This is a genomic window from Blautia schinkii (assembly GCF_013304825.1).
In the GTDB taxonomy this organism is placed as follows: Bacteria; Bacillota; Clostridia; order Lachnospirales; family Lachnospiraceae; genus Blautia_A; species Blautia_A schinkii_B.
In genome coordinates this window covers 67,266-91,372 of sequence record NZ_JAAWUO010000005.1, presented here as the reverse complement: position 1 = coordinate 91,372, position 24,107 = coordinate 67,266, and the positions used below count along the sequence as shown (strand labels likewise).

The 24,107-nt window shown below is 43.9% G+C and carries 25 protein-coding genes; 2 read left to right on the top strand and 23 right to left on the bottom strand.

The window, feature by feature from the left end:
- Positions 1-10: 10 nt before the first annotated feature.
- From rpiB to HFM85_RS05655, 9 genes are all read right to left on the bottom strand, one after another.
- Entirely contained in the window at positions 11-439 is a 429-nt protein-coding gene (gene rpiB, locus HFM85_RS05700; RefSeq protein ID WP_119239081.1) for a ribose 5-phosphate isomerase B, read from the bottom strand.
- On the bottom strand, positions 420-1,502 hold the full coding sequence (locus tag HFM85_RS05695; protein WP_173737489.1) for an L-threonylcarbamoyladenylate synthase: 1,083 nt from the start codon (positions 1,500-1,502) through the stop codon (positions 420-422). Before HFM85_RS05695 ends, rpiB begins: the two co-directional genes overlap by 20 nt.
- An 11-nt stretch (positions 1,503-1,513) precedes the next feature.
- Positions 1,514-2,095 carry an HD domain-containing protein gene (locus HFM85_RS05690; RefSeq protein WP_173737488.1) on the bottom strand — a complete coding sequence of 194 codons (582 nt, stop codon included), beginning with the start codon at positions 2,093-2,095 and terminating at the stop codon, positions 1,514-1,516.
- A gap of 155 nt (positions 2,096-2,250) precedes the next feature.
- Positions 2,251-4,503: a DUF2298 domain-containing protein gene (locus HFM85_RS05685; RefSeq protein WP_173737487.1), complete on the bottom strand. Its 2,253-nt coding sequence runs from the start codon at positions 4,501-4,503 to the stop codon at positions 2,251-2,253.
- A 19-nt stretch (positions 4,504-4,522) separates the two neighbouring features.
- Positions 4,523-5,233 (bottom strand): glycosyltransferase family 2 protein, encoded by a 711-nt coding sequence (locus HFM85_RS05680; protein WP_173737486.1) that lies wholly within the window; start codon positions 5,231-5,233, stop codon positions 4,523-4,525.
- Positions 5,220-7,211: a hypothetical protein gene (locus HFM85_RS05675; protein WP_173737485.1), complete on the bottom strand. Its 1,992-nt coding sequence runs from the start codon at positions 7,209-7,211 to the stop codon at positions 5,220-5,222. Before HFM85_RS05675 ends, HFM85_RS05680 begins: the two co-directional genes overlap by 14 nt.
- Before the next feature lie 69 nt (positions 7,212-7,280).
- Positions 7,281-7,997, bottom strand: a complete 717-nt coding sequence (locus HFM85_RS05670; protein WP_330594747.1) for an N-acetylmuramoyl-L-alanine amidase — start codon at positions 7,995-7,997, stop codon at positions 7,281-7,283.
- Positions 7,998-8,100: 103 nt separating this feature from the next.
- Positions 8,101-9,750 (bottom strand): glycosyl hydrolase family 18 protein, encoded by a 1,650-nt coding sequence (locus HFM85_RS05665; RefSeq protein WP_173737483.1) that lies wholly within the window; start codon positions 9,748-9,750, stop codon positions 8,101-8,103.
- A gap of 211 nt (positions 9,751-9,961) precedes the next feature.
- Entirely contained in the window at positions 9,962-10,237 is a 276-nt protein-coding gene (locus HFM85_RS05655) for a hypothetical protein (protein ID WP_179976559.1), read from the bottom strand.
- Positions 10,238-10,572: 335 nt separating this feature from the next.
- On the opposite strand from HFM85_RS05655, the gene HFM85_RS05650 reads away from it, so the two are divergent.
- Positions 10,573-11,337, top strand: coding sequence for an adaptor protein MecA (locus HFM85_RS05650; protein WP_173737481.1), 765 nt, complete (start codon positions 10,573-10,575; stop codon positions 11,335-11,337).
- Between the two features lie 91 nt (positions 11,338-11,428).
- Here HFM85_RS05650 and HFM85_RS05645 read toward each other — a convergent pair whose 3' ends face one another.
- Positions 11,429-11,629, bottom strand: coding sequence for a DUF1858 domain-containing protein (locus HFM85_RS05645; RefSeq protein WP_015527179.1), 201 nt, complete (start codon positions 11,627-11,629; stop codon positions 11,429-11,431).
- A 303-nt stretch (positions 11,630-11,932) separates the two neighbouring features.
- On the opposite strand from HFM85_RS05645, the gene HFM85_RS05640 reads away from it, so the two are divergent.
- Positions 11,933-12,103: a DUF362 domain-containing protein gene (locus tag HFM85_RS05640; RefSeq protein ID WP_015527180.1), complete on the top strand. Its 171-nt coding sequence runs from the start codon at positions 11,933-11,935 to the stop codon at positions 12,101-12,103.
- Between the two features lie 44 nt (positions 12,104-12,147).
- On the opposite strand, the gene HFM85_RS05635 is transcribed toward HFM85_RS05640, so the two are convergent.
- The 13 genes from HFM85_RS05635 to HFM85_RS05575 form a co-directional block, all read right to left on the bottom strand.
- Entirely contained in the window at positions 12,148-12,672 is a 525-nt protein-coding gene (locus tag HFM85_RS05635; protein ID WP_173737480.1) for a MerR family transcriptional regulator, read from the bottom strand.
- 259 nt (positions 12,673-12,931) lie between these two features.
- Positions 12,932-14,260, bottom strand: coding sequence for a replicative DNA helicase (gene dnaB / locus HFM85_RS05630; protein WP_173737479.1), 1,329 nt, complete (start codon positions 14,258-14,260; stop codon positions 12,932-12,934).
- A gap of 3 nt (positions 14,261-14,263) precedes the next feature.
- Positions 14,264-14,710 (bottom strand): 50S ribosomal protein L9, encoded by a 447-nt coding sequence (rplI, locus tag HFM85_RS05625; protein ID WP_173737478.1) that lies wholly within the window; start codon positions 14,708-14,710, stop codon positions 14,264-14,266.
- The gene (locus HFM85_RS05620) at positions 14,707-16,761 is read right to left on the bottom strand and encodes a DHH family phosphoesterase (RefSeq protein ID WP_173737477.1); all 2,055 of its coding nucleotides are present in this window, start codon (positions 16,759-16,761) and stop codon (positions 14,707-14,709) included. The genes rplI and HFM85_RS05620 overlap by 4 nt, the downstream gene beginning before the upstream one ends.
- Before the next feature lie 206 nt (positions 16,762-16,967).
- Positions 16,968-17,231: a 30S ribosomal protein S18 gene (rpsR, locus tag HFM85_RS05615; protein WP_021651398.1), complete on the bottom strand. Its 264-nt coding sequence runs from the start codon at positions 17,229-17,231 to the stop codon at positions 16,968-16,970.
- A 46-nt stretch (positions 17,232-17,277) separates the two neighbouring features.
- The gene (locus HFM85_RS05610; RefSeq protein WP_119239069.1) at positions 17,278-17,736 is read right to left on the bottom strand and encodes a single-stranded DNA-binding protein; all 459 of its coding nucleotides are present in this window, start codon (positions 17,734-17,736) and stop codon (positions 17,278-17,280) included.
- A gap of 73 nt (positions 17,737-17,809) precedes the next feature.
- Complete coding sequence (gene rpsF / locus HFM85_RS05605) at positions 17,810-18,097, bottom strand: 30S ribosomal protein S6 (RefSeq protein WP_021977097.1); 288 nt, start codon at positions 18,095-18,097, stop codon at positions 17,810-17,812.
- A 115-nt stretch (positions 18,098-18,212) separates the two neighbouring features.
- Positions 18,213-18,407 (bottom strand): DUF951 domain-containing protein, encoded by a 195-nt coding sequence (locus tag HFM85_RS05600; protein WP_173737476.1) that lies wholly within the window; start codon positions 18,405-18,407, stop codon positions 18,213-18,215.
- Positions 18,408-18,511: 104 nt separating this feature from the next.
- Entirely contained in the window at positions 18,512-19,234 is a 723-nt protein-coding gene (locus HFM85_RS05595) for an NAD-dependent protein deacylase (protein ID WP_173737532.1), read from the bottom strand.
- Positions 19,235-19,313: 79 nt separating this feature from the next.
- Complete coding sequence (gene srtB, locus HFM85_RS05590) at positions 19,314-20,222, bottom strand: class B sortase (RefSeq protein WP_330594744.1); 909 nt, start codon at positions 20,220-20,222, stop codon at positions 19,314-19,316.
- A gap of 86 nt (positions 20,223-20,308) precedes the next feature.
- On the bottom strand, positions 20,309-21,181 hold the full coding sequence (locus tag HFM85_RS05585; RefSeq protein ID WP_173737475.1) for a phosphoribosylaminoimidazolesuccinocarboxamide synthase: 873 nt from the start codon (positions 21,179-21,181) through the stop codon (positions 20,309-20,311).
- 125 nt (positions 21,182-21,306) lie between these two features.
- Positions 21,307-22,827 carry an ATP-binding protein gene (locus HFM85_RS05580; protein ID WP_173737474.1) on the bottom strand — a complete coding sequence of 507 codons (1,521 nt, stop codon included), beginning with the start codon at positions 22,825-22,827 and terminating at the stop codon, positions 21,307-21,309.
- A complete protein-coding gene (locus tag HFM85_RS05575; RefSeq protein WP_173737473.1) occupies positions 22,824-24,104 on the bottom strand; it encodes a vWA domain-containing protein in 1,281 nt (426 codons plus the stop codon). The genes HFM85_RS05580 and HFM85_RS05575 overlap by 4 nt, the downstream gene beginning before the upstream one ends.
- Positions 24,105-24,107: the final 3 nt, after the last annotated feature.

Below are 24,107 nucleotides of genomic sequence, written 5' to 3'. Positions count from 1 at the left end.
CCTCTTTTCTTTAATCCTCGATCATATTAATTCTTCTGATATGACGCTCATCATTGGAAAATGGCGTATCCAGGAAAGTATCTACAATCTTCAGTGCAAGTCCAGGACCTACCACGCGTCCCCCCATAGCCAGAATATTGGCATTATTATGAAGTCTTGTAGCCTCTGCTGTAAAGCAGTCTGTGCAAAGTGCTGCGCGGATTCCTTTGAATTTATTGGCTGTGATGGAAATTCCGATTCCTGTTCCGCAGATCAGGATTCCATTCTCGCATTCTCCGCTCTGAACAGCCTGTGCAACTTTTTTTCCGTATACCGGATAATCTACGGATTCCGGTCCGTTGCATCCGAAATCCCTGTACTCAAGGCCTCTCTCTTCCAGATGTTTCTTAACCTCCTGCATCAGCTCATATCCGCCGTGATCACATCCCAGTGCTATCATTCTCTTTTTCCTCCTGTACATTAATAATTTTATGACCAGCCGCTTTCAGTAAGCGGTTCATGATCGCCTGTCCCATTCTTGGTGTAAAAAATGCCTCTGAGTAAATGGCACTTACATTACAGCTGTCAAAATCACGCAGCACCTCATAGAGATGGTGCGCAATGGTTTCCTCCTGTTCGCGGCTTCCGATGCTCTTGATAATACCGTGGGAATATCTGCCTTTCGTCTCATCCGTTGCAATGATTCCCACTTTCTGTCCCTTCTCCTCCGCTTCTTTCGCCCTCTTTTCTATCTCAGAGATTACCTGCTCTGTCGAACCTTCTACAATGGCAAGGTCTGCTTTTGGAGCATAATGACGGTACTTCATTCCCGGTGCCTTGGGATGAACCTTGCTGTCCGGTTTGATCAGCCCCTTATCCATCCGTACATCACCCAATGTTTCCTGCAGCATTTCCAGGGAAATATAACCAGGTCTCAGAACAACCGGAATATCCTCTGTGAAATCCACGATCGTAGATTCCAGTCCGATATTTACCTGTCCGCCGTCAATGATCATATCAATGGCCTCTCCCAGATCTTCTGCAACATGCTGTGCAGTGGTAGGACTTGGTCTACCGGACGTATTGGCACTTGGTGCTGCCACATAGCCCCCTGCCGATCGGATCAGCTCCTGGGCGATCCGGTCGCTTGGGAAGCGTACAGCAACGCTGTCAAGCCCGCCCGTTGTCTCCTTCGGCACAATATCCGACTTCGGAAGAATCATAGTCAGCGGACCCGGCCAGTATTTATCAGCTAATATTCTTGCCTTCTCAGGCACTTCCGTAACGATCCTGTCAAGATCACGGATATCTGCAATATGTACGATCAACGGATTATCAGAAGGTCTTCCCTTGGCTGCATAGATCTTCATAGAAGCCTTCGGATCAAGCGCATTGCCGCCAAGACCATATACCGTCTCTGTGGGAAATGCTACCAGACCGCCATTTTTCAGGATTTCACCGCCTCTTCTGATCGCATCTTCATCTATATTTTCCGCTGTCATTACTGCTATTTCTGCTTTCATCTTACGCTCCATTACTGTCTGATGTAAATACCCTGCTCTTCAATAAAATCCTCCAGATCCTGCAGCGCATCCTGCGCCCATGTCTCCGACTTCTGAAAAGTCTCCGGGAAAAACATCTCTTTTACAATCTTTTTACCTGTTTCTGTCTTAAAAATCTTTTCTGCACTTTTCCTGATATATTCCTTATCAAGATCATCCTCAAAATAATTTACAAGAAAATCAGCCTCAACCAGAACCTGATAGTCCGGACCGTCAATATCCTTGTATGTATGATGATGTCCAACAAGATACTCCACTCTGCTTATCACATTCTCACGGAAGCCAAGTCTGGTCATCATCTCACGCGCAGCTGCCGGTCCTTCCTGTTCCTGAATCTTACCATCAGACCGGCCGTATTTCTCCATTCCGATCTTGATTCCAATATCATGGACAAGAGCTGCCGCCTCGAGTATATACATCTGTTCTTCATCCAGTCCCTCCGCCTGACCTATCAGTCTGGAAAAACTGTGCACTTTCACAAAATGCTGAATATGCCTGGGATCCCCCTGATAAAACCGGATCATTTCCATGTAGAGTCTGTCAATTCTGTTCATAATATATTCCTCCTCTCAGCAGCCATGTCGTAGCCTTTACTGTACAGCACATGCTGTATTTCTGTAATAGCTCTATTATAGCGTTGTTACGGAAAAATTGTCAATCCTGCTCCACTTTGTATAATTCATATGATATTGCCAGCACTCACAATACCTCAGTTTACTTTTACAATATAAGTTCCTGTCATATCATCTGCGTAAACAATGCTTCCAAGACTCTGAAGCAAACTGTCATTAAGTGCCGTACCGTATTTCTCCTGTTCCTGTCCGCCTACAAATATATAGGAAATGTCATATCTCCTGATCAGTTCTTTCACTGTTTCTTCATCTGCGGAAGTGTAAATCGTCTCTATATCCGCACTCTTCTCATTCAGATCCGGCACATCATTTCTCCACAGCCACTCATGCACATACCAGCCCAGAACAGTCGGAAGTCCTGTTGATGCGGAAACTCTCTCATAACCAGTGTAACTGTCCCCATTAGCCTCCAGAACAACCGGGGCTCCTTCAATATTTTCTTTCAGCCAGCGGATAGCTGCTGCATCCTGCGGAAAATCACTCTCAAGGAAAGTCGTTGCATCCAGACCCTGGTACTGAGACGGATTCCACACTTCTCCGAACCAGGAATGAACTGCATTTCCGAAATATCCCACTGTCCAGATCAGTACCACAAGGCCTGCTCCTGAAAGGATCCTGAAGATTTTCTGCTTTGATACTGCTATCAGTCTGTAGATTCCATATCCCATTGTCATTCCAAATAGAATATACGCCTGATATGTAAGTTTGAACATGGTGTTTGCCCTGGCATTTCCATTTTCATAAATATCTCTTACATACACAAGCTCCGGAATCACGATCAATCCAATTGCACACAGCCCCATGATAATCGCAAACAGATCAGGAATGGAAACAGCCTCCATCAATCTGTACAGGCTCTTTTTCTTCATTCCTTTCAGCTTCTCCATAAGAATGGATATGATCAGCAGCACAGTAAGGATCACCGGAAGTCCCCAGAGGATCACAAGCTGATACCACAGAGAATGGTGCTGTGCAAGTGCCACACCCTGTACCATAGTGTCAAATTTCAGAGTAAACGGCAGTATCACAAGATAAGAAACTGCAATGATCTCCACTGCCTGCACAGCTGTCACTGCCAGGATGCGGACCGTTTTTCCTTCAAAACGGATGATATTTACAAACAACAACACACCGCCTGTCACCACAAAATAGATCACAAAATCCCAGTAGTTAGTCCACTGGAACATTCCCAGAAGTACAGCGGCCAGAATAATATGGGGCATCAGAAGCTGTCTGAGCCAGAAATCTCTCGGATCCTGTTTTTCCGGCTCCGGCCCTCTCTTTCGGATCATCTTCATCCAGGCGTAGAGAAGTCCCACCAGAAAGGTCACAAACATCACATTAACCACATGTGCATGAAGATCTCCAAGTACAAAGGAATAACACGGAAATTCATGGATTGTCTTATCACTGTCATTTACCGGGTTGTATCCAATATAACGGGTAGCATCCGGGAACCAGTAACTTTCTGTCTCTTCTGCTCCTTTCAGTTTCTGAATCAGAGGAATCACGCAACGATATACGATATAATGCACATTTCCTGCAATAGAAACCGCAGCACCTGCTGTTACACCTGCCACAGACGGAAGATATTTCTTTCTTCCTTCCATATGTCCGTACAGTCTGTCCTTCATCATCTGACGAACCAGAGAAAACGGAAACACAAAGGCAAATGCTGCCACAAAAGTACGCATCAGATTATAGGTAACTTCCACTCTGCTGCCTGTAAGTTTCGTAAGAAATACTGCAAAATACTGTCCACCGTAATAATAGTTGATCGTTCCTTCAGAATACCAGAGATCACGGGCAGGAAGTGTTGTGCTGCGCATCATGGCTTCCATAAATCCGTAATCCATAAACTTCTCCGTTCCATATGCCTGCGGACGAAATCCTGCCAGATATGTCCACATAAGAAAGATCCCGAAAAACAGCAGTTCTTCACGGATAATAAGTTTTGTTTTCCCCGTCGGATAACACTCGATATCTTTTTTTAACTGGATATGGAAAATTACCGCACAGAACACCGCGCATACAACAGAAACGCCGATGCACACAGCTGATGTAAAAGGAAGAATCTCTACAGCAACCAGAAACCATGTGAGAAATCCGGTCACAGCAATAGCCAGCACTTTTGAAAAAAGCCAGCCTTTATCTTCAAATCCTTCAAATAATCTTCCAGTCAAAGGCATGGCCACCATCCCCATAAATAATGCCAGAAGCCACCATGTCCAGAATGTCCACACATCTCCCTGCAGAAGATATGCAGAAAGCACAGCCAGAATTACCGCCGCTACACTCTCCGGAAGTATTTCCCTGATTTTTGTTTTCATCGGTTCATTCCTCCCTGTATCAGATCCTGTGGCGCAGACGGATAAAATCTCCAAATGCCTGTCTGCCTATGACTGCGATCCGCTTCATATTAATAGAATTCTTTCCTGCCTGACGAGGACGGAAAGTAATCGGAATATACTCTACATGCAGATGATGTTTCTCATAGATCACTGTCATCAGCACATTGGAGAGAAAGAATCCGTCAGGGATCCTTTTGAGAACTTTCTCCAGCTGTTTTCCACGCATCAGACGATATGGAGTATTAGCATCTTTTACCCATGTTCCAAAGATCAGAAACAGTACAAGACGCAGAACTTTCGTCACAAAAAGTCTGGATAGACCATCTTCTCGTTTTTTACGGTAGCCAATCAGAAGCCCGCATTTTTTTCGTTTTTCCCAGAACTGCCAGAACTCCTCGGGCAAAGTCTGTCCGTCTGAATCCGTCTGGAATATATAATCTGCACCTGCATCAACAGCGTAATGATAACCTTTCAGAATTGTTCCGCCGTGTCCCTCGTTTGGCTTGTCAATCCCTGTCAGTCGATCATATTTCTCCTGATACTTCTGAATTTTCTTGTAAGTTCCGTCTTTACTTCCATCATTAAGAATCACCAGCCGACTGTCTCCGCCGATCTTCTCCACTACCGGATACCACTGCTCGATCACAGAGCCGATATTTTTTTCTTCGTTGTATGCTGGCATAATAATATATAAACTATCTTGTTTCATAGATTCTGATTCTCCCATCCTCCGAGGTATAAACTAACGGATACGTCTCTCTGATAATGTCTTCACGACACTCCTGGCTTTCAAATGACATTCCATCTTCAAACAGAATATAGGTGATCTTCTCCTGCTCCACTGTCTCTCTTAAAATATCCTGATCATCTGTTGTATAAACAGTCACAGCCTGGTCTGCCCGGTAATAAGTATCATACCCTGCTGACCACGCATAATAAGGCCATCCGCAATAAAGCATCACACCAGACATAGTTACTTCATTCATGGTATACTCCGGCGTCAGGAGCAGATCATCTTTATGAAGATTCTCAGAAAGCCAGTCTGTGAGGTCACTGTTCATGTTTACAGTCATCCTGTGTCCGGAATCATTATCTCTCAGAATGATCACATAATCATAAATTCCTGTCAAAGTAAGACAGAGACAAAGAATCGCGCAGACACTTCTGCCTGCCCATTTCTTCCAGCCTGTTTTTCCCATAAGAAAACTCTCTCTCATAAACCAACCCCAGAAAATGGCTGTAAACGCATAGGAGATCATCACATACTTATGGTTTACATTGATGTCCGGTGTCAGTGATACCAGAAATGCAAATGCCAGCGGAAGCAGAAATCCAAACAGAATAGCCCTCTCTTTTCTTTTCAGGAATACAACTGTTACGGCCAGTCCCACAAAGAAAAATCCGCTGATTTCAGCCAGATATCCTATCACACCGATAAGACTTTTATTCCCGGCCAGAAATCCCCAGTAAAAAGAAGGACTCATCACACTTCCGGATACAAAGATCTTTGACTGAAGCTCTGAGAAAAATACTGCCAGTGCCGCACAGATGGCATAATCCAGCTTGCCATCTGAAAACACTGCCATTCCCGCCAGGATCAGAAGTCCTCCGATCAGGGCCGCACCATTCCAGAATGCAGTCAGCCCCAGAAATACTCCAAGTAAAACCGCAGCCTCAACATTCCTGCAAACCCACGCCTCTTTAGAAAAGATCCTTTTTCCAATCCACTCTATGCCTTTTTCACTGTGCCTGCATCCTGCTTCCAGCCATTCCATAAAAATCCACACAGCTGCCGCAACTATCAAAAGCCCGAATGCCAGATGTCTCTGATTCAGATACACGTTAAAATTCCAGAGTCCCCAGTTTTCATTGGTTGTATAGCCGATAAAAGAGGTATTCTCTCTCAACGTCTCCGCCAGATTTCCTGCACGGAAATGTTCCCACAGATACTGCCAGAACGCAGTACCGCTGCGGAAAAAGAAAAACACGATTGCCGCGGCTCCTGCCCAGAAGCTTCGGAACATCCGGTAACTGATCGCATAAAGGATCATAAGAAATCCCACCAGCGAGAAAATACTTACCAGATTATATCCAATATCAATTCTCATTCCCAGATATTCCAGATTTCCCACAAGAAACTGGAACATAAAATGATATTTCACGTCCTGCCCGCCATAATGCGGATACTGGGTAGGAAAATTATTCTCCCTGGAAAAAGATCTCATCATTGCTGTATGCGGTGCATAATCCCCAAATACAGAAAAACCGGAATACAAAATTCCATCTTTCATATGAAAAACATAAAACATCATCCATGTAACAAATACAGTTACCATTGTAAACAGAATGATCTCTTTTCTGAGAATCCACTTTCTGGTGAGCATTCCCTCTGCCACCGAAAAAATAATCTTCTTTTTTTTCTTAAAAAGAACTGCCAGTACCAGTGTTGCCACAGTCATAACGATCAGATTTCCATAAAAAAGAGGATGTTCTGCCCCCGCACATACACTAAACATCCAGGAAATGATATAAACGGCCCATGTAAACATCAGAACTCCGGTTCCAAAAGCTGCGGGCAGTATTACCCATATCCGATTTCCATTTTCAGCTATCCTGTGCGGAAACAGACACCCCACTGCTTCCATTCCTGTTAATATACATAATATAAGATAAATGATTCCAAACATAGGATTCTCCTTAATTCACGTAAAGTATAGCAGAATAACCATCCTATGAAAAGGCTATTCACATTTTTTTCAATTTTTTTCGTTCTTCTCTGATGCCAGATATTCATCGATCCCGTCAGCTATGGCTAAAGCCACTTTCTGCTGGTAATCATCTTTCTGCAGAAGTCCGGCTTCATCCGGATTTGTAAGAAAGCCGCATTCTACAATATTGATCACACCCTCGCTTCTCTTCAACAGATAGTACGTCCTGTTCCCTTTTGCTGCTCGGGGACGCTGGATTTCCAGCTGCTGGTTCATTTTTTCCTGGATAACAAGCGCTAGTCTCTTCCCCTTCTCAGAATCTTCGTAAAAAAAGACCTGGGGACCTTTTACAGCCGGATCACTGTAACTGTTCTGATGGATGCTGACAGCAAGCAGCGGCTTGTATTCTTTTATCATAGCAATACGGTTCTGAAGATCCTGGGCTTTCATATTCTTTGTATTTTCCTCATAAAGTCCTTTATCTTCTTCTCTTGTCATAAGGATTGTGTATCCTCTTTTTTCCAGTACTTTTTTCAATTTGACAGATATCTCAAGATTGATGCCTTTTTCCTTCAGGCCATCCACACCTATCATTCCGGAATCTGCACCACCGTGACCGGCATCCACCAGGATCACTTTTTCCTCCTTGATATTTCCGGACACATTTACAAGTTTTCCTGCTGTCTCAGCCGCCTCTCTTGACAATATGTAAAAGCAAAGCAGCATAAGAACTGCCATTCCCGTTTCAATCAGATGTTTTTTCACGCAAAACACCCCCGGCATATTTAGTTAAATATATGCTGTCGGGAGTGTTTTTATCATTGCCCTGCTGCAATGTTTCATCTTTGGTTTAAGTAATTTATAACTGTCAGGAAAGATTCTCTGTGATGGTCTGCCATATCCCACTGTTTTCAAATCCCAGTTTCCACTCAGCCACACCTGCAAGTTTATATTTTGAGATCAGCTTAACTTTCTCTGCAATGGACTTGGAATCCTCCAGCCAGATCTGGTATGTAGCTCCATCCCCTTCATAGGTTCCGTAATTCTGGCTTGTTGTCTTATCCCAGTAAGTCTCTGCTCCATTGTCTGCAATCACCTTCTGTGCCTGATCCATTCCGATTGCTTCACTTGTCAGGGCCCCTCCATCTGTTGTCTTCCAGAGCCTGGTATAAAACGGAACTGCAAGTATCGTCCTCTCTGCCGGAACCTCTGTAAGTGTATCTTTCACACCCTGCTCTACCCACGGAAGCGATGCCACGGAACCTGCCTCAGATCCCACATAATGTTCATCATACCCCATAATGATCACATAATCGGTAACTTTTCCCTGCTCAGCTCTGTCATAATGACTGGTAAAGTTCTCCGGAACCGGGTTATCCACAGAAAGTACCAGATTGTTCTCATGACACTGAATGGAAAGTTCCCGAAGGAACTGCAGGAAATGGATTCCAACATCCTCGCTTAATGACTCAAAATCTATATTGATTCCGTCAAGTCCCACCTTCAATGCACTTGTGATCAGCTGATTCTCCAGATTCTGTCTCGCGCCGGTGCTTGAAAGAACTGTCATCGTGCTGATATTCTCACTGAAATTATCTACAAGCCCCCACACCTTCAATCCTTTCGCATGAGCCTGCATCACATAATCCCCAGATGCAATATTGGTTATATTTCCGGAATTATCCGCAACAGAAAACCAGGTAGGTGAGATCACATTCACACCAGTCATGTTCTGTGCTGCATCTGCGAAATAACTGTTGGCCTCCGTGCTTGTTGTCTGATGCCATACCAGATTCACCGGTTCATCCATAGTCAGATAGGTATATGTCTCTGACTGGAAATCCCTCTCATAAGTGGTCGTATCTGCCGCACTTACTCTCTTCTTCTGTATGTAGCCAATATATCCATCCTCCGTAGCAACCTGATTCCAGTCCTCTCCTTCATTGATCAGACGCAGAACTGTATTCTTCGGTATTTCTGTCAGAATTTCAGATTTAATTCCTCCCCGATATCGTATCACTGTATCCTTTTTCGTTGTAACAGTCTGCACATTCTTAAATTTATTCTGTATCGCGATTCTGTCAGGATCTTTATATATATATGCATCGATATCTGTATACTTTTTGACATAATCAAGCTTAAGATAAACACTATCATCTTTCAGCCATACCATTCCGCCTGCACTGTCTGAAGCTGCTTCTTCAGTAAGACTGGACGGAGTCGCATACAGGATCTTCTTATCTTCACTATCCCAATAATATCTCTGATTAAGATATCCATCTACCACATCAATAGGAAGATACACATCATCACCGGAAATCAGTGCTTTCTGCTCAAGCTTCTCAGTTCCCAGTATCAGAGCTGCCTCTCCCTCTTCATTCTGTCCATAATAATCAGACAGATTCATCTGTTTCCTGGTCGGAATAAGTTTATTGATTCCATAAGCAGCTCCTCCTATAAGAGCTACCAGAACGATCAACAGACCTACCACCAGGACAGGCATGTGTTTTTTTGTCATTTCTTCTTCCTTTCGGTATTAAATACTATAACAGCTTCTTCATTATATCATACTTTATCTGTGTTTCGTTACAAAAATCGACATTTTATATTTTGTTTAGATTTCCATTGATGCAGGCTGCAGACATTTTCTCACTGTGTAATGTATGAGCTCAGGGGAAACTTATCAGATTTACTTATAATAACAAAAATATCCACAGCCTGACTTTCATTTACGTGTTTCGTATAAAATCAAAGCTTACACAGGCGATATGGCCTTCCTCATCTTCTGTATAATCCCGCATATACACCCCATCTTCCGCAATCTGACAGGCTTTTGCGATTTTCTTCGGAGTACTGGGTGCTCCGTTCAGATAAAGTTCTATTCCTTTATCCCGGTAGCTTTCCAGTTCCCTTCGGAGAGGCTTTACGGATTTCTTTTTTACCTGTGATATATTTGACGTATCCTGACCTCCTTTCCTGGTTAGATTTTCAGAAAACACCAACATAGGTTCTCAGAAAAGCTGCACTGGCCCTGTTTATATTACTTAAAAAGGGGGAATTTTACTGATCTGTGCCCGGCAGAAACACCGATGATCTCAGCACAGAATTCTTGTCTTTAGAAAAAGCTTGAATTTAAGTTATCTTTACTGTCGTCCTGTTTGTTTAGGTCTGGCAGCTTTCCTGTTTTTCATTATACATTTTTTCTGATGAGATGCAAGCCTTTTATCTTATTTAAAAAAATTTCTTTTTTCCGGTGATTCAACATCTTTACATCTTGTATGCAGCTGTTATATAATACATTATGTAAAAGATTAATTTATCAACCATAGGATGTGATTATATGAAAATAGAAAAAATCAACGACAATCAGATCCGCTGTACATTGACGAAAGAGGATCTGGACAGTCATCAGATTCGTATCAGCGAGCTTGCATACGGTACTGAGAAGGCCAAACGTCTCTTCCGTGATATGATGCAGCAGGCTCAGATACAGTTCGGTTTTGAGGCAGATAACATTCCGCTGATGATCGAAGCAATCCCCATAAATGCAGAGAGCATCATTCTCATCATCACCAAGGTAGAAGATCCGGAGGAACTGGACACCCGTTTTTCCAAATTTGCTCCATTTAAAGGCGGCAAGCCTTCAGATACCGTAGAGATCGATGGTGCAGATAATATCATTGATATTTTTCAGAAACTCTGCGAATCCAAGCTGAAGAATCTTCCACAGAAACCCGAAGAAAAGGAAACGTCCGCAGCTAATGCACAGCCTGCAGAAAATCAGGATAATTCCCATATTTCCGAGAATTCAGTAAGACTTATCCGTCTGTATACATTCCCCGGACTGGATGATGTGATCGCTGCTGCTCATGGTATGAACGGGTTCTTTGACGGTGATAACATTCTCTACCGTGAGGGAGAAGATGACGTTTATCAGCTGGTTCTTCATCAGTCCGACTGCACACCGGAAGAATTCAACAAGGTCTGCAATATTCTTTCTGAATATGGAGTTGGCCGTGCATTCACTCCAGCAGGTGAGGCCTATCTCCGGGAACACGGAACTCTGATCGCACAGAATGCCCTTCAGAAACTCCTTGCACTCTAATACATGTATAATAAAACCGCTGCCGGAACTGCGATCTTTCTGATCTGCATTTTCCAACAGCGGCTTTTTTGTTTCAGCAAAAAATTTCTGCTTACTCACCAAGAAAATCATTGATCTGTGCTACGAGAACGTCCGCATCCAGTCCATGAACCATAGCTGCCTCTTCCAGTGATTCCATCTGGGAAGACGGGCATCCAAGACAATGCATTCCTGCTCTCATAAGAATCGGTGCAATGTTCGGATCTACAGTGAGAAGTTCGCCGATCAGCATGCTCTTTGTAACCTTTGCCATGATTGTATTCTCCTTTGCTCATTTATCGAAATATTTTCATTTCGTGTCTGCTATTATAATACGAAATCTCCATATAATCAACGGGTTGCTGCGCATTCCGCAGTATGTCTCGGGTTTTCTGTAACCTTCGCTCACAAAAAACACCTCTCGGGATATTATCAGTAACAGTAACACAGACCGCTCTCTTTTTTAGGTCTTGTTTCTAAATTTATACTTGTATTCTTGGTACAGATATATTAGAATGGGAATAGAATCCCCGGTGGGGATACATACAACATATCATTGTAAAGGAGGATATCAATTATGGCATATGTAATTTCTGACGAGTGCGTTAGCTGTGGAACATGCGAGGGTGAGTGCCCGAACGAGGCTATTTCTCAGGGAGATGAGCATTATGTAATCGACGCAGATGCTTGCGTTGACTGCGGAACATGCGCTGAGGCCTGTCCAGTTGGTGCTATCTCTGCTGAGTAATGCACCATCAGCTATAAGCTGCTATAATAAAAGAGGCTGTCGGTTTACCGGCAGCCTTTTTTGTTTCTTTTGTTCTTTTTTCCTTCTGTGGCAGCTGCTGCCTCTCTTCTGGCCTGCTGCTGTCTCCGTATAGCCTCGTCCAGCGAACGACACCTGTATTCGCCTTCTTTTTTCCGCTGCATTTCTTCTTGGATCAGTCGTTCCAGGATTTCCTGAAATTCCACAATTTTATCATTATCTACAGATTCCTGCGACTTCATTTCTGCTTCAGGCAAAATATCTTCGATCTCCACTGCCTCTCCATCCTGTACACTGACAATCGCTTTATCGGAATCAGGTACATTTCGCGCCATCTGTGGAATAAGAGCCCGTATGGCCTTCAGCTGAAGCCCCCTGCTTTTCAATTCATTTATCTTAAGAAAAAGCTGGATATCATAGGGTGTATAATAGCGATGTCCCAGTTCATTTCGCCCGATATGAAGGTCAAGCTCCTCCTCCCAGTAGCGCATAACATAGGATTTCACGCCAGTCATCGTCACGGCCTGTCTTACTGTATATCTTTTTTCCATCGTGACAGCCCCCTTATGGTTGGATAGATGAATAAATGTGTAGCTGTATCGTATGTTCCAGATAATGGAAACATAGTTATAGTATATCGCATCGGAAGTAAAATTGGCAAGGAATTTCGGTTGACATAAATCGACCATATTAAAAAATAACACAAATACTGTCACACTACTGCTTCATCCTATAGACGAAGAACAAACGGGCTTCAGGATAAATACGAATGTTTATCCCAAAACCCGTTTATTTTCCGTCTGCACGGCTCTACTTTTTCATATTTACAAACTGTGTATATCTTGGAAGCCATACCAGCTCCACAGTTCCGATAGGGCCGTTTCTCTGCTTGGCTATGATAATCTCCGCAATATCCTTTTTCTCAGTATCCTTATGATAATAATCATCACGATATATGAACATTACCACATCAGCATCCTGCTCAATGGCTCCGGATTCTCGGAGGTCTGAAAGCATTGGTCTGTGGTCTGGTCTCTGCTCTACAGCTCGGCTGAGCTGTGAAAGAGCGATCACCGGCACATCGATTTCTCTTGCAAGCGCCTTGAGGGATCTTGATATATCAGAGATCTCCTGCTGACGGGAATCGGATTTACCGCTTCCGCTCATCAGCTGCAGGTAGTCGATCATAATGATTCCAAGATTATGTTCCAGTTTATACTTTCGGCATTTGGACCGGAGTTCCGCAATGGAAATTCCCGGTGTATCATCGATGATCAAATTAGAACCACCGATAATATCTGCTCCTTCTACCAGTTTCGTCCAGTCCTCATCCTTCAGATTTCCGGTACGCAGATTCTGGGAATCTACATGGGATTCCATGGCAAGAAGTCGGTTTACCAGCTGTTCTTTTGACATCTCCAGACTGAAGATGGCTACTGTTACATCTTTACGAAACGCCATGTACTGGGCAATATTCAGTACAAAAGCCGTTTTTCCCATAGAAGGACGCGCTGCTATCAGCACAAGATCGGAAGGATGCATACCCGATGTCTTATAATCCAGATCAACAAATCCGGTAGGAATTCCAGTAACAGAACCTTTCAGCTTAGAAGCCTTCTCAATATTGCTAACTGCATTTAAGACAACCTGCTGGATTGGAACATAATCGCTTCCATTGGTTCGCTGAAGAATGTTGAATAATTTTTTTTCTGATTCTTCAAGAATGGTCTCTGTGCTGTCCTTCTCCAGATAACAGGCATTGGCAACTTCCTCCGTGGTCCGTATCAGACGACGGAGAACAGCCTTCTCACTTACAATATTTGCATAATATTTCACATTGGCAGAAGTAGGAACTGCTGCAATAAGATCACGGACATATTCCATGCTGCTGATATCCGGTGGCAGCTCTTTCTCCTTCAGACGATTCTGCAGGGTGATCATATCTACCGGTTTTCCCTCATTGCAAAGTTCCACCATGGCATCAAAAATAATGCCATACTGTTTCTGATAAAAATCATCACTGGTCAGAATCTCGGAAGCTACCAGAATCGCATCACGATCCAGGATCATTGAACCGATCACTGACTGCTCTGCTTCAATACTATGAGGTAGAATCCTCTTGATCAATGCCTCTTCCATTTATTATGCCTCTTTTACCCAGACCTTAAGGCTTCCGGTTACTTTCGGATGAAGACGTACCGGAACATTGGTAACTCCAAGATTACGAATCGGGCTCTCCAGCTGAAGCTTCTTTTTGTCAATATCAAGGTTCAGCTGTTTCTTCGCCGCCTCAGAAATTTCCTTGGAGGACACGGAACCAAATGTTCTTCCACCCTCTCCTACTTTCAGAGTGAGGATGACTTCTTTTGTGGAAAGTTCCTCTGCAAAAGCCCTGGCTGCATCAAGATTCTCCTGTGCAACCTTCTCCTCATTCGCCTTACGGAGCTTAAGGTCATTGAGGTTCCTGGAAGTAGCCTCAACACCAAGTTTCTTAGGCAGGATCATATTTCTTGCATATCCATCACTTACATTTACAATCTGTCCCTTTTTTCCCAGGGATTTAACATCTTCCAGAAGAATTACTTTCATTTCTCCCGTTCTCCTTCCTGATATAATTGGTCTATGATTTCTTTCAGCATTCTCTCGGTCTCATCCATTGTGTCTTTTACCTGGGCACCGGCGATATTTAAATGTCCGCCTCCTCCCATTCGCTCCATCATGACCTGTACATTGACTTCATCGATGGCTCTGGCACTGATATAAACCTCGTTATTATAGCTGGTAAGAACAAAAGATGCTTTGACTCCTGCAATATTCAAAAGCTCATTGGCAGCCTGCGCGCCTACAACAGTAGGACTCTCCAGGCCTTCACTTGGGCATCTGGCAATGGCAAAATAATCTCTGTAGATCTCCGCTGTACGGACAGCCTCAGCTCTTGCCTTATAGGAGTCAATATTATCACGGAGCATCTTGCGTACACGTGTCACGTCTGCTCCGCATCTGCGCAGGAATGCAGCGGCCTCAAAGGTCCTCACACCTGCCCTTGTTGTAAAGTTATTAGTATCGATCATAATACCTGCATAAATACAGTCTGCCTCGATACTCCGAAGCTTCAGTCCGTCTGCAAAATACTGCAGGATCTCAGCGATCATCTCACAGCTTGAAGAAGCATACGGTTCCACATAGGAGAGCACTGCGTTCTGGATCACCTCACTGCCCCGGCGGTGATGATCCAGCACCACGATAGTCTTGGTCATATAAAGAAGATCCTGACACTCTGTATAGCTTGGCTTATTGGTATCAACTACGATCACTACCGTATTATTATCCACCAGTTCTTTTGCCTGATTGCTGTCCACAAACATAGATGGCTCATAATCCGGATTTTCCATAAATCCGCTCATCAGCGGACGGATGGATGTAGTCGGATCATTGATCACAATGTGTACCGGCTTACCAAGAGTCTTACCTGCCCGGTAAATACCGATTCCGGCTCCCAGTGCATCTACATCTGTGATCTTATGCCCCATAACGACCACACGATCTTTTGTGCTCATAAACTCTTTAAGGGCCTGAGCCTTAACACGTGCTTTAACGCGGGTAGACTTTTCCATCTGCTGAGCCTTGCCGCCAATATAGGTAATATTATTACCATTCTTGATCACGACCTGATCACCGCCGCGTCCCAGTGCCATCTCAATGGCAATCCGGGAATACTCATAATTCTGGATATAAGTTGATGCATTTAAACCCACACCAATACTTAAAGTCACAGCCATCTCATTACCGATATTAACAGTCTTGACTTCATCCAGAATATGGAATCTCTGCTCCTTCAGTGTCTCAAGAGAGCTCTGACGCATGATCAGAAGATATTTATCCTTCTCAAGTTTCTTTACAAGGCCATCGAAATTGGAAAAATATTTCGTGATCTTTCGATCGATCAGAGCAATCAGCAGAGATCTTCGCACATCTTCCACACTCTCAAGTGCTTCCTCATAATTATCCAGATAGGCCAGAGCCACAACCAGCTTGTTGTCCTCATTCTTCTGAATGTATTCCTTAAGCTCTGTCTCATCATAGAGATACATGGCGATCAGACTGACATTCTGAGACATGTTCTCAAGAATATCCGCATGGCTCACTACCTCGCCCATTGTGACTCTCTGCATGGAAACCCGGTAGATACGTTCTCCGAAATGAGTGCTCATCTCGGAAATTTCCTGTTCCTCTGCCACCGGAAGCTTATCCGGCGTGATATCCGGAAAAACTGTGCTGATATTTTTTTTATAAAACTGATCCCTTCCCGTGATCTCCGAAAAAATACGGTTGGACCAGATCATGCGGCCTTCCATATCCATAATGGCATATGGCAGTGCCAGTTCCTCCAGCATCCTCTTCTCCACCACATCATACTGATTGGCAAACGCGATCATATCATTGATGATCAGCGGTTTGTGATATCGAAAAAGCTTTACTGCAATAAAAATATAGATCACAGTACCTACAGACACCAGAATTCCGGCCTTCACACTTACAATAAACACCAGCAGATCCAGCAGCATCACCAGAGCTGAAAGATACAGTGGCCAGCGCATAAAGTGTTTCATAGGCCCTTTAAATTTGACATTGTTGTTCATCGCTTTTTCCTGTTCTCAACATAATTTAAACCATAAGTTATCTGTTATTATACCAGATTTCTTATTACAATTCCATAGTTATGATGAAATCTGTTGTATCTGACAAACCTTCAATCCTCTTATGATATTACAGAAAACAAAAGCAGGGCCGCTGCTGCCCAGATGACTGCTCACCTGTTTCACAACGACCCTGCGGATGATCTGAATTAGTCCTGAACGTATGGCATCAGGGACATATGACGTGCTCTCTTAACAGCAACTGTCAGTGCTCTCTGATGTTTCGCGCAGTTACCTGTAATTCTTCTCGGGAGAATTTTACCTCTCTCGGAAACATACTTTCTTAACTTTGCTACATCCTTGTAATCGATCTCGTTATTCTCTTTACCGCAGAATACACAAACTTTTTTTCTTCTGCGTCCGCCTCTTCTCTTCATCGGAGAATCTGGTCTCTCGCCTCTATTGTAAGCCATGATTGTTTCCTCCTATCTTATTCATACCATCTGTGTTTCAGATGTTCTAGTTGAACGGCAGCTCCTCGTCAATTCCGTCCGGAATGTTCATGAAGCCGTCGGCGCTTGCTGCGCTCGGACTTGGCATAGACGGTGCAGATGCTGCACTGGTCTGAGGATGGCTTGCTGCATAACTGTCACTGGATGACTTGCTCTCAGCAAATTCCTGTTCCTCGACAACAACCTCTGTCGTATAAACCTTCTGTCCCTCGCGGTTCGTATAGCTTCCTGTTTGGATACGTCCCGTAACTGCAATTTTCAGTCCCTGTCTGAAATACTTCTCCGCAAACTCTGCTGTACGTCCGAAAGAAACACAGCTGATAAAATCAGCACTTGCCTCTCCGTCACGGCGGAACCTGCGGTCAACTGCCAGCGTATATCTGGCGATTGCCAGGGCATTTTCTCCTGCGGAATATCTTACCTCAGGATCTCTTGTCAAGCGTCCCATTAATATTACTTTGTTCATCGTTCTACCTCTCTTATGATTTCACTTAACTGAACAGGTTCTTAATGGTGTTTTCGAAAATCCGCTGCAAAAATTATGCCTCTTTCTTGACAACCAGGTATCTTAATACATTGTCCATGATGCGGACATGTCTCTCGATCTCTGCCGGGCACTGAGAATCTGCTTCAAACTGAATAAAATAGTAGAAGCCTTCATGCATTTTCTGAATTTCGTAAGCTAATTTCTTCTTACCCCATTCTTCAACTTCTGTGATCACGCCGTTGTAACGTGTAATATAGCTTTTAGCTTTCTCAACTACAGCGTCACGTGCTTCGTCCTCAAGCTTAGCGCTCACAACTAATGCTAACTCGTACTTGTTCATGCTTGTCTTAACCTCCTTATGGTCTTTTGGCCCTTTGCCTGTCAAAGAGCAAGGATATGAAATATATCACGATTGTTGATTCTAGCATAACTTTCCCGGGATGTAAAGCATAAATTTAATTTTTTTCGAATTTTTTCAAGTTTCTTGTATTTTTCTCCACAAGCTTACGTGCCACCATGATCTGATGACCGCAGCCCGCACATTTCAGGCGGAAATCCGCACCTACCCGCAGGATCTCCCACTCCTTGCTGCCACAGGGATGTGCTTTCTTCAGTGTCACCACATCTCCCACTTCATAATTTAATCCCATAATATTACTCCTCGATGATAGATTTATACTTTCCGCACAGCCCACGGCTGCCCTGTCAGCTTTCGTCCTGGCAGATATCCCGGCTTCCTGTGCAATGTAAGATTCTACACATGTATCCGGCTGAATACCATTCCGATCGGCTCTTTAATAAGAAGATCCGCATACTTATCCCTTGGTGTCGGTGCCTTGTTGATCACAACCAGATGATCTCCTCTGAAATAGTCGATCAGTCCTGCTGCCGGATACACAGCCAGAGATGTACCGCCGATGATCAGCACCTGTGCCTCTGAGATAGCCCTCACGGATTCCTGGATTGTATAATCATCAAGACCTTCCTCATAGAGAACCACATCCGGCTTGATAATACCGCCACAGGTACATTTCGGAACGCCCTTCGCAGCTTTCATATACCTGAAGTCATATGATTTTCCGCATTTCATACAGTAATTCCGGTAAACACTTCCATGAAGTTCAAGAACATTTTTACTCCCTGCCATCTGATGCAGGTTGTCAATATTCTGGGTGATCACTGCCTTAAGCTTTCCGGCTGCTTCCATCTGTGCAAGCTTCAGATGCGCTGCATTTGGCTTTGCTGTATCACAGAGCATCTTATCCTGATAAAACTTAAAAAACTCCTCAGGCCTGCGCATAAAGAATGTATGGCTTAAAATCGTCTCCGGCGGATAATCATACTTCTGATTATAGAGTCCGTCCTGGCTTCGGAAATCCGGGATTCCACTCTCTGTGGAAACTCCTGCGCCTCCGAAAAATACAATATTGTCACTCTCGTCTATGATCCTCTGTAATTTTTCAATCTCATTTTCCATATCTTTTCTTCCTCCCATTGTTCCGCCAGGCCCTGCCGGCTTCTCCATCCACACCGGATTTTCCTGCACAGCATCAGCCTTACTGCGGATCCACTGCATTCACCTGTTTTCCCTGCACTACAAAACGGGTTGCCTGATTTCCTGTACAGGTAGACAAGGTAACGATCTTGTCTTTCTTGTCAGCATCTTCCTCAGCAGCATCTGTCTTGATCTCGGAATTTTTGAACATTTTTTTCTCATATTCCAGAAATTCCTTTCCTGGACCTTTAAACAACGTATAGGTATCGCTGTCCACTGAGGTTGTGTACGCTGAAATAATCTCATAACGGTAATCTTTCTCCGGTGTAAGGATCCAGAAATACTTGCTGGTATTATAAAGTGTTTCATCTTCTCTGTATTTCTTCAGCATTCCAAACATGGAACCGTTCTTCATATTGTGCCCGTACACAAGCGTATTACAGTCGCTGAAATCTCTTTTGTTCTCATAATCAATAAAGATCGTTCCTGCGAAATTGTAGTTTTTCTCATATGTCTGGTGGAGATAAGTGCTGTTATCTTTTCCCTGTACTACCGGATAGCTAATCTGCGGCAAAGCTTCCATATAGATCCAGCCAATCACATCGTCATTGATACTCTTCAGTGAAGAAAAATCAATACTTATCGGTGCTGTCGGCTGCTCATCCGGCTGTCCCAGCTCCTCCACCTCATCGGGATCGCGTTCTGTCACTGCCATTTCTGAAATACTGTTATACTCATCCGTTCCCTTCTTATATTCCGTATAAATATGATATAGATTAAACGCTGCATAACAGAATACGCAGATCGCCGCGATCAGTACCAGAGTCAGGATGTAATCTCCTGCTGTTTTTTTCTTTTTTGTATTGTCTTTCCTGCTCATAACCACGCTCCTTTGATCTGTCAGGATTTTCCGGTTTCTGTATTCATTATAAATATCCCTCTGTTTTCTTGCAACTGTTTTGTTTTTCACTATCTTTACATCCAAAAGAAACAGCCCCGGAATAGGCGTCCGGAGCTGTCTGTCAGGTATGTTTATTTTTTAGAGCTATGCTCTTCTCAGGCCAGTTCTTTGCCTGTGAGCATCTTATATGCCTGGAGATATTTCTCAATGGTCTTGTCAACAATCTCCTGCGGCAGTGTCCAGTCATTATCCGGGTTGGCTTTCAGCCAGTCACGAGCAAACTGTTTGTCAAAAGATGGCTGGCCATGTCCTGGTTCATAGCCTTCTGCCGGCCAGAAGCGGGAGCTGTCCGGTGTCAGCATCTCATCACCGATCACCATGTTGCCGTCCTCATCAAGGCCAAACTCAAATTTCGTATCTGCAATGATGATACCCTTGCTAAGTGCATACTCTGCACATTTTTTATAAAGAGCGATGGTGTTGTCACGAAGCTTCTCTGCATACTCGCGGCCCTTTCCAGGGAAGTATTTCTCAAGATGATCAATGCTCTGTTCAAAAGAGATGTTCTCATCATGATCACCGATCTCAGCTTTGGTAGATGGTGTGTAGATCGGCTCAGGCAGCTTGTCGGATTCCCTGAGGCCTTCCGGAAGCTTGATGCCGCATACAGTACCATTCTCTTTATAGCTTGCCCAGCCACTTCCTGTGATGTATCCACGAACGATACACTCGATTGGCAGCATGTTCAGCTTACGGCACATCATGGATTTTCCCTCGAATTTCTCCTGCTGGAAAAACTCCGGCATATCCTTTGTATCTACAGAAATCATGTGGTTAGGAAGGATGTCCTCTGTCATGTCAAACCAGAATTTAGACATCTGGGTCAGTACTGCACCTTTCTTTGTGACTTCGTTATTTAAGATCACGTCAAAGCAGCTGATACGGTCTGTTGCAACCATGATCAGGCTGTCGCCGTTATCATAGATCTCACGTACTTTACCTTCTTTGATTGGTTTTAATTCCTGCATTTTTTTACACCTCATCATTCGGTTTTTTGGTTTATTGCTTTCAGCACAATTACCGTATCATTTTGGAAGCCCTTCTGTCAAGACGCCAGGCCCTTTTCAGTCATAAGTATTCGTTAATGGATCATTCATTTTTTTAATAGTGCCTCACATTCTTCCTGAAGCTTCTTCTCCTGTTTCCTGTAAAGAAGCTTCTCACTGCAGACAAAATAAGGATTGCAGCCATATTCCCTGATAAAAGCTGCCGCATGACTGTTCCTGGTCAGCCCTGTAACAAAAAGAATCATCTCCTGTCCATCCCCGAAGCAATCCGTCATAAACGAAAAAGCCCGTTCCAGTTCCTGGCTGATCCGTCCTGCACAGTCTTTACGCTTCTCTGCCATTTCTGCAAACAGCTCTTTGATCCGGTCAAAACCAGCCTCCACATCTGTCATATGTTCTTTTCGCAAAATAAGGCTGAATTTTTCCAGTGTACGGATCACAAACGCTTCCTGGCTTTCCTGTTCTTCTGAAAGAAGTTCCGCCTCCAGACGTACTGCAAGGCTTTTTTTCTTCACATCTATGAATTCATCTAATGCAGATATATCCCTACTGTCACTGAGAAATGTTTTCAGATGCAGAAGCTCCTGATACACCATCTCAGTCTCTCTGTCAGTTTTTTCATAGATAAGAAGATTTCCGTTCAGCCCGTCAAGAAGAAGTCCTGTTACAAGAAAACGCTCCTCAAAGGAAGCTTCCTGAGCCATTTTTTCCCGCTGTATCCTCTCATCCTCCTGCATTGTCCCGGAAAGCATCCGATCCAGTCCATAGTCCGTTCCGTACTTACGATACAGCTGATAACCGGCAAAAAAGCTCCTCGCAATCTCATCTCTGCAAAGATATTCACTGATCAGATTCTCCGTGATCTCAACGCCCAGTTCCTCATAAGCTTTCAAAATCTCCGAAAGATCCTCCCAGCCTCGTGCTGTCACAAAAAACTTCCCGTCTGCTGTATTCTCCACTGAATAAAAATGCTCTTTTTTCATGCTGAGATAAGAAAGGATCGCACCATGTATCCCTTTTTTCCAGGCATATTCCATCCACACATCAAGATCAGCCTCTATATCCATCCTGCGAACACGGTCCAGTGTCACAATATCAAATTCCCGGACTGATTTATTATATTCCGGCGGATTTCCGGCTGCTGCGATCAGCCATCCTTCCGGTACGCTGTGACTTCCAAATGTCTTATTCTGAAGAAACTGCAGCATCGTAGGTGCAAGAGTCTCTGATACACAGTTGATCTCATCAATAAACAGAATTCCTTCTTTTTTTCCTGTGCGCTCCATACAGTCGTATACAGAAGCAATGATCTCACTCAAAGTATATTCCGTAATCCCTGTTTCTTTTCCGTTATAGCAGCGGGTCACGATTCTTGGAAGTCCTACTGCACTCTGCCTTGTATGGTGGGTGATAGTGTAAGCCACAAGACCCACATTACATTCCTCTGCCACCTGCTCCATAATTGCTGTTTTTCCGATTCCAGGAGGCCCCATAAGCAGAACAGGACGCTGTCTCAGTTTTGGAAATGTATAATGTCCGCGGGAATCTTTTTTGTTGTATGCAAGTAAGGTGTGTTTGATCTCTTCTTTTGCTTCTTTTATATTCATGGTCTGTGGCGCACTCCTTCCTGCTCTGCCACAAGGCGGATCGCCCATGGCGGAACAAGTTCCATTTTTTCTGTTTTATGCAAAAATACAAAAGCAGTCTCATAATCGGGCTTGCTGCCCGGATAGATTCCATCTCCGTCAGTGAAATAAATCAGTGCCTTGAGACGCCGGATTTCTTTTTTCTCCTGCTGCTCCTTCACATATCTAAACACAGGCCGAAAATCAGTTCCTCCACGCCCCTGGATCGTGATATCCCGGCTGTATTCCTTCCATTCATCCTCAGAGTGGATGACTTTTACGTCCTGGATGCAGCAGTCGCACTGAATGAGATACACTTTCATCTTATGGAAAAAATTCTCTTTTTCACTGAGGATGGAATAGGTTTCTCCAAGGAATCTCCGCACGGTTTCCCCGTCACAGGAACCAGATGTATCAATGGCGATCACCAGCTCCTCAAGCCGGTTCACTTCCTTATATTCCAGTGGTTCGATCAGGGGAAGGTTCCCATAATGTTCCATTCCGTAATTGTAAAAAATATAATCAAAGCTCTCTGTGTCCAGTTCCACTTCCTCCCGCAGTACGGAAAACTGCCGGAGAAATTTTTTATAATCATATTTTCCTGCTTTTACAGAGCCTGCCGCCTCCTGCCGGTTCCCCTGCCGGGTTCCTCTTCGTTTCCTGTGATCCTGCCTGTTTGCAGCCGTGTAAGAAAGCAGCCTGTTCCATTTCTCTCTGGTCTTTTTCCCCTGTTCTCCTGTACAATGGTCCCATAGAGTATGATCGTCAAAATGAAAGGCTTCTTCCATTTCTTCTAACCGGAATGAAAAAGCTTCTTCTTTCAGTTTCCTGCAGATCTTCTCTGCTGAATCTGCCTGTCCGCCCAGTCTCTGAAGAACCTTTCTCCTCACTTCATTCTCCGGAATTTTTAATGAATGGATCTTCTCCCTGGTGATAATCTGCTCTACTGCGATATCACAGGCCAGATTCCACATCCTTTTATCCTCCTGGTTTTCCCTGAAAATATGAAGATACAGACAGTGGAGCAGCATATGCAGGTATCCTCTTCGCACTGCTTCCGGATTTTTCACATAAAGCTCCAGAAGATATTCCGGCGAAAAAAGAAAGTCTTCTCCATTTGTACCGATAGTTCTCGTCTGGTCAGAAGCTTTCCCCGAAATGCAGGCAAAAGCCCCATCCAGATACGGAAAATGGTAGTACAGTTCGTTCCTGGTATTTTCCAGGATATGTATTCCTAATTCTTCCTGCTTCCGCTCCAAAGA

Coding starts and splice junctions, on each gene's coding strand:
- rpiB (WP_119239081.1), bottom strand. CDS start 439: ATGATAGCACTGGGATGTGATCACGGCGGATATGAGCTGATGCAGGAG.
- HFM85_RS05695 (WP_173737489.1), bottom strand. CDS start 1,502: ATGAAAGCAGAAATAGCAGTAATGACAGCGGAAAATATAGATGAAGAT.
- HFM85_RS05690 (WP_173737488.1), bottom strand. CDS start 2,095: ATGAACAGAATTGACAGACTCTACATGGAAATGATCCGGTTTTATCAG.
- HFM85_RS05685 (WP_173737487.1), bottom strand. CDS start 4,503: ATGAAAACAAAAATCAGGGAAATACTTCCGGAGAGTGTAGCGGCGGTA.
- HFM85_RS05680 (WP_173737486.1), bottom strand. CDS start 5,233: ATGAAACAAGATAGTTTATATATTATTATGCCAGCATACAACGAAGAA.
- HFM85_RS05675 (WP_173737485.1), bottom strand. CDS start 7,211: ATGTTTGGAATCATTTATCTTATATTATGTATATTAACAGGAATGGAA.
- HFM85_RS05665 (WP_173737483.1), bottom strand. CDS start 9,750: ATGACAAAAAAACACATGCCTGTCCTGGTGGTAGGTCTGTTGATCGTT.
- HFM85_RS05655 (WP_179976559.1), bottom strand. CDS start 10,237: ATGTTGGTGTTTTCTGAAAATCTAACCAGGAAAGGAGGTCAGGATACG.
- HFM85_RS05650 (WP_173737481.1), top strand. CDS start 10,573: ATGAAAATAGAAAAAATCAACGACAATCAGATCCGCTGTACATTGACG.
- HFM85_RS05645 (WP_015527179.1), bottom strand. CDS start 11,629: ATGGCAAAGGTTACAAAGAGCATGCTGATCGGCGAACTTCTCACTGTA.
- HFM85_RS05640 (WP_015527180.1), top strand. CDS start 11,933: ATGGCATATGTAATTTCTGACGAGTGCGTTAGCTGTGGAACATGCGAG.
- HFM85_RS05635 (WP_173737480.1), bottom strand. CDS start 12,672: ATGGAAAAAAGATATACAGTAAGACAGGCCGTGACGATGACTGGCGTG.
- dnaB (WP_173737479.1), bottom strand. CDS start 14,260: ATGGAAGAGGCATTGATCAAGAGGATTCTACCTCATAGTATTGAAGCA.
- rplI (WP_173737478.1), bottom strand. CDS start 14,710: ATGAAAGTAATTCTTCTGGAAGATGTTAAATCCCTGGGAAAAAAGGGA.
- HFM85_RS05620 (WP_173737477.1), bottom strand. CDS start 16,761: ATGAACAACAATGTCAAATTTAAAGGGCCTATGAAACACTTTATGCGC.
- rpsR (WP_021651398.1), bottom strand. CDS start 17,231: ATGGCTTACAATAGAGGCGAGAGACCAGATTCTCCGATGAAGAGAAGA.
- HFM85_RS05610 (WP_119239069.1), bottom strand. CDS start 17,736: ATGAACAAAGTAATATTAATGGGACGCTTGACAAGAGATCCTGAGGTA.
- rpsF (WP_021977097.1), bottom strand. CDS start 18,097: ATGAACAAGTACGAGTTAGCATTAGTTGTGAGCGCTAAGCTTGAGGAC.
- HFM85_RS05600 (WP_173737476.1), bottom strand. CDS start 18,407: ATGGGATTAAATTATGAAGTGGGAGATGTGGTGACACTGAAGAAAGCA.
- HFM85_RS05595 (WP_173737532.1), bottom strand. CDS start 19,234: ATGGAAAATGAGATTGAAAAATTACAGAGGATCATAGACGAGAGTGAC.
- HFM85_RS05585 (WP_173737475.1), bottom strand. CDS start 21,181: ATGCAGGAATTAAAACCAATCAAAGAAGGTAAAGTACGTGAGATCTAT.
- HFM85_RS05580 (WP_173737474.1), bottom strand. CDS start 22,827: ATGAATATAAAAGAAGCAAAAGAAGAGATCAAACACACCTTACTTGCA.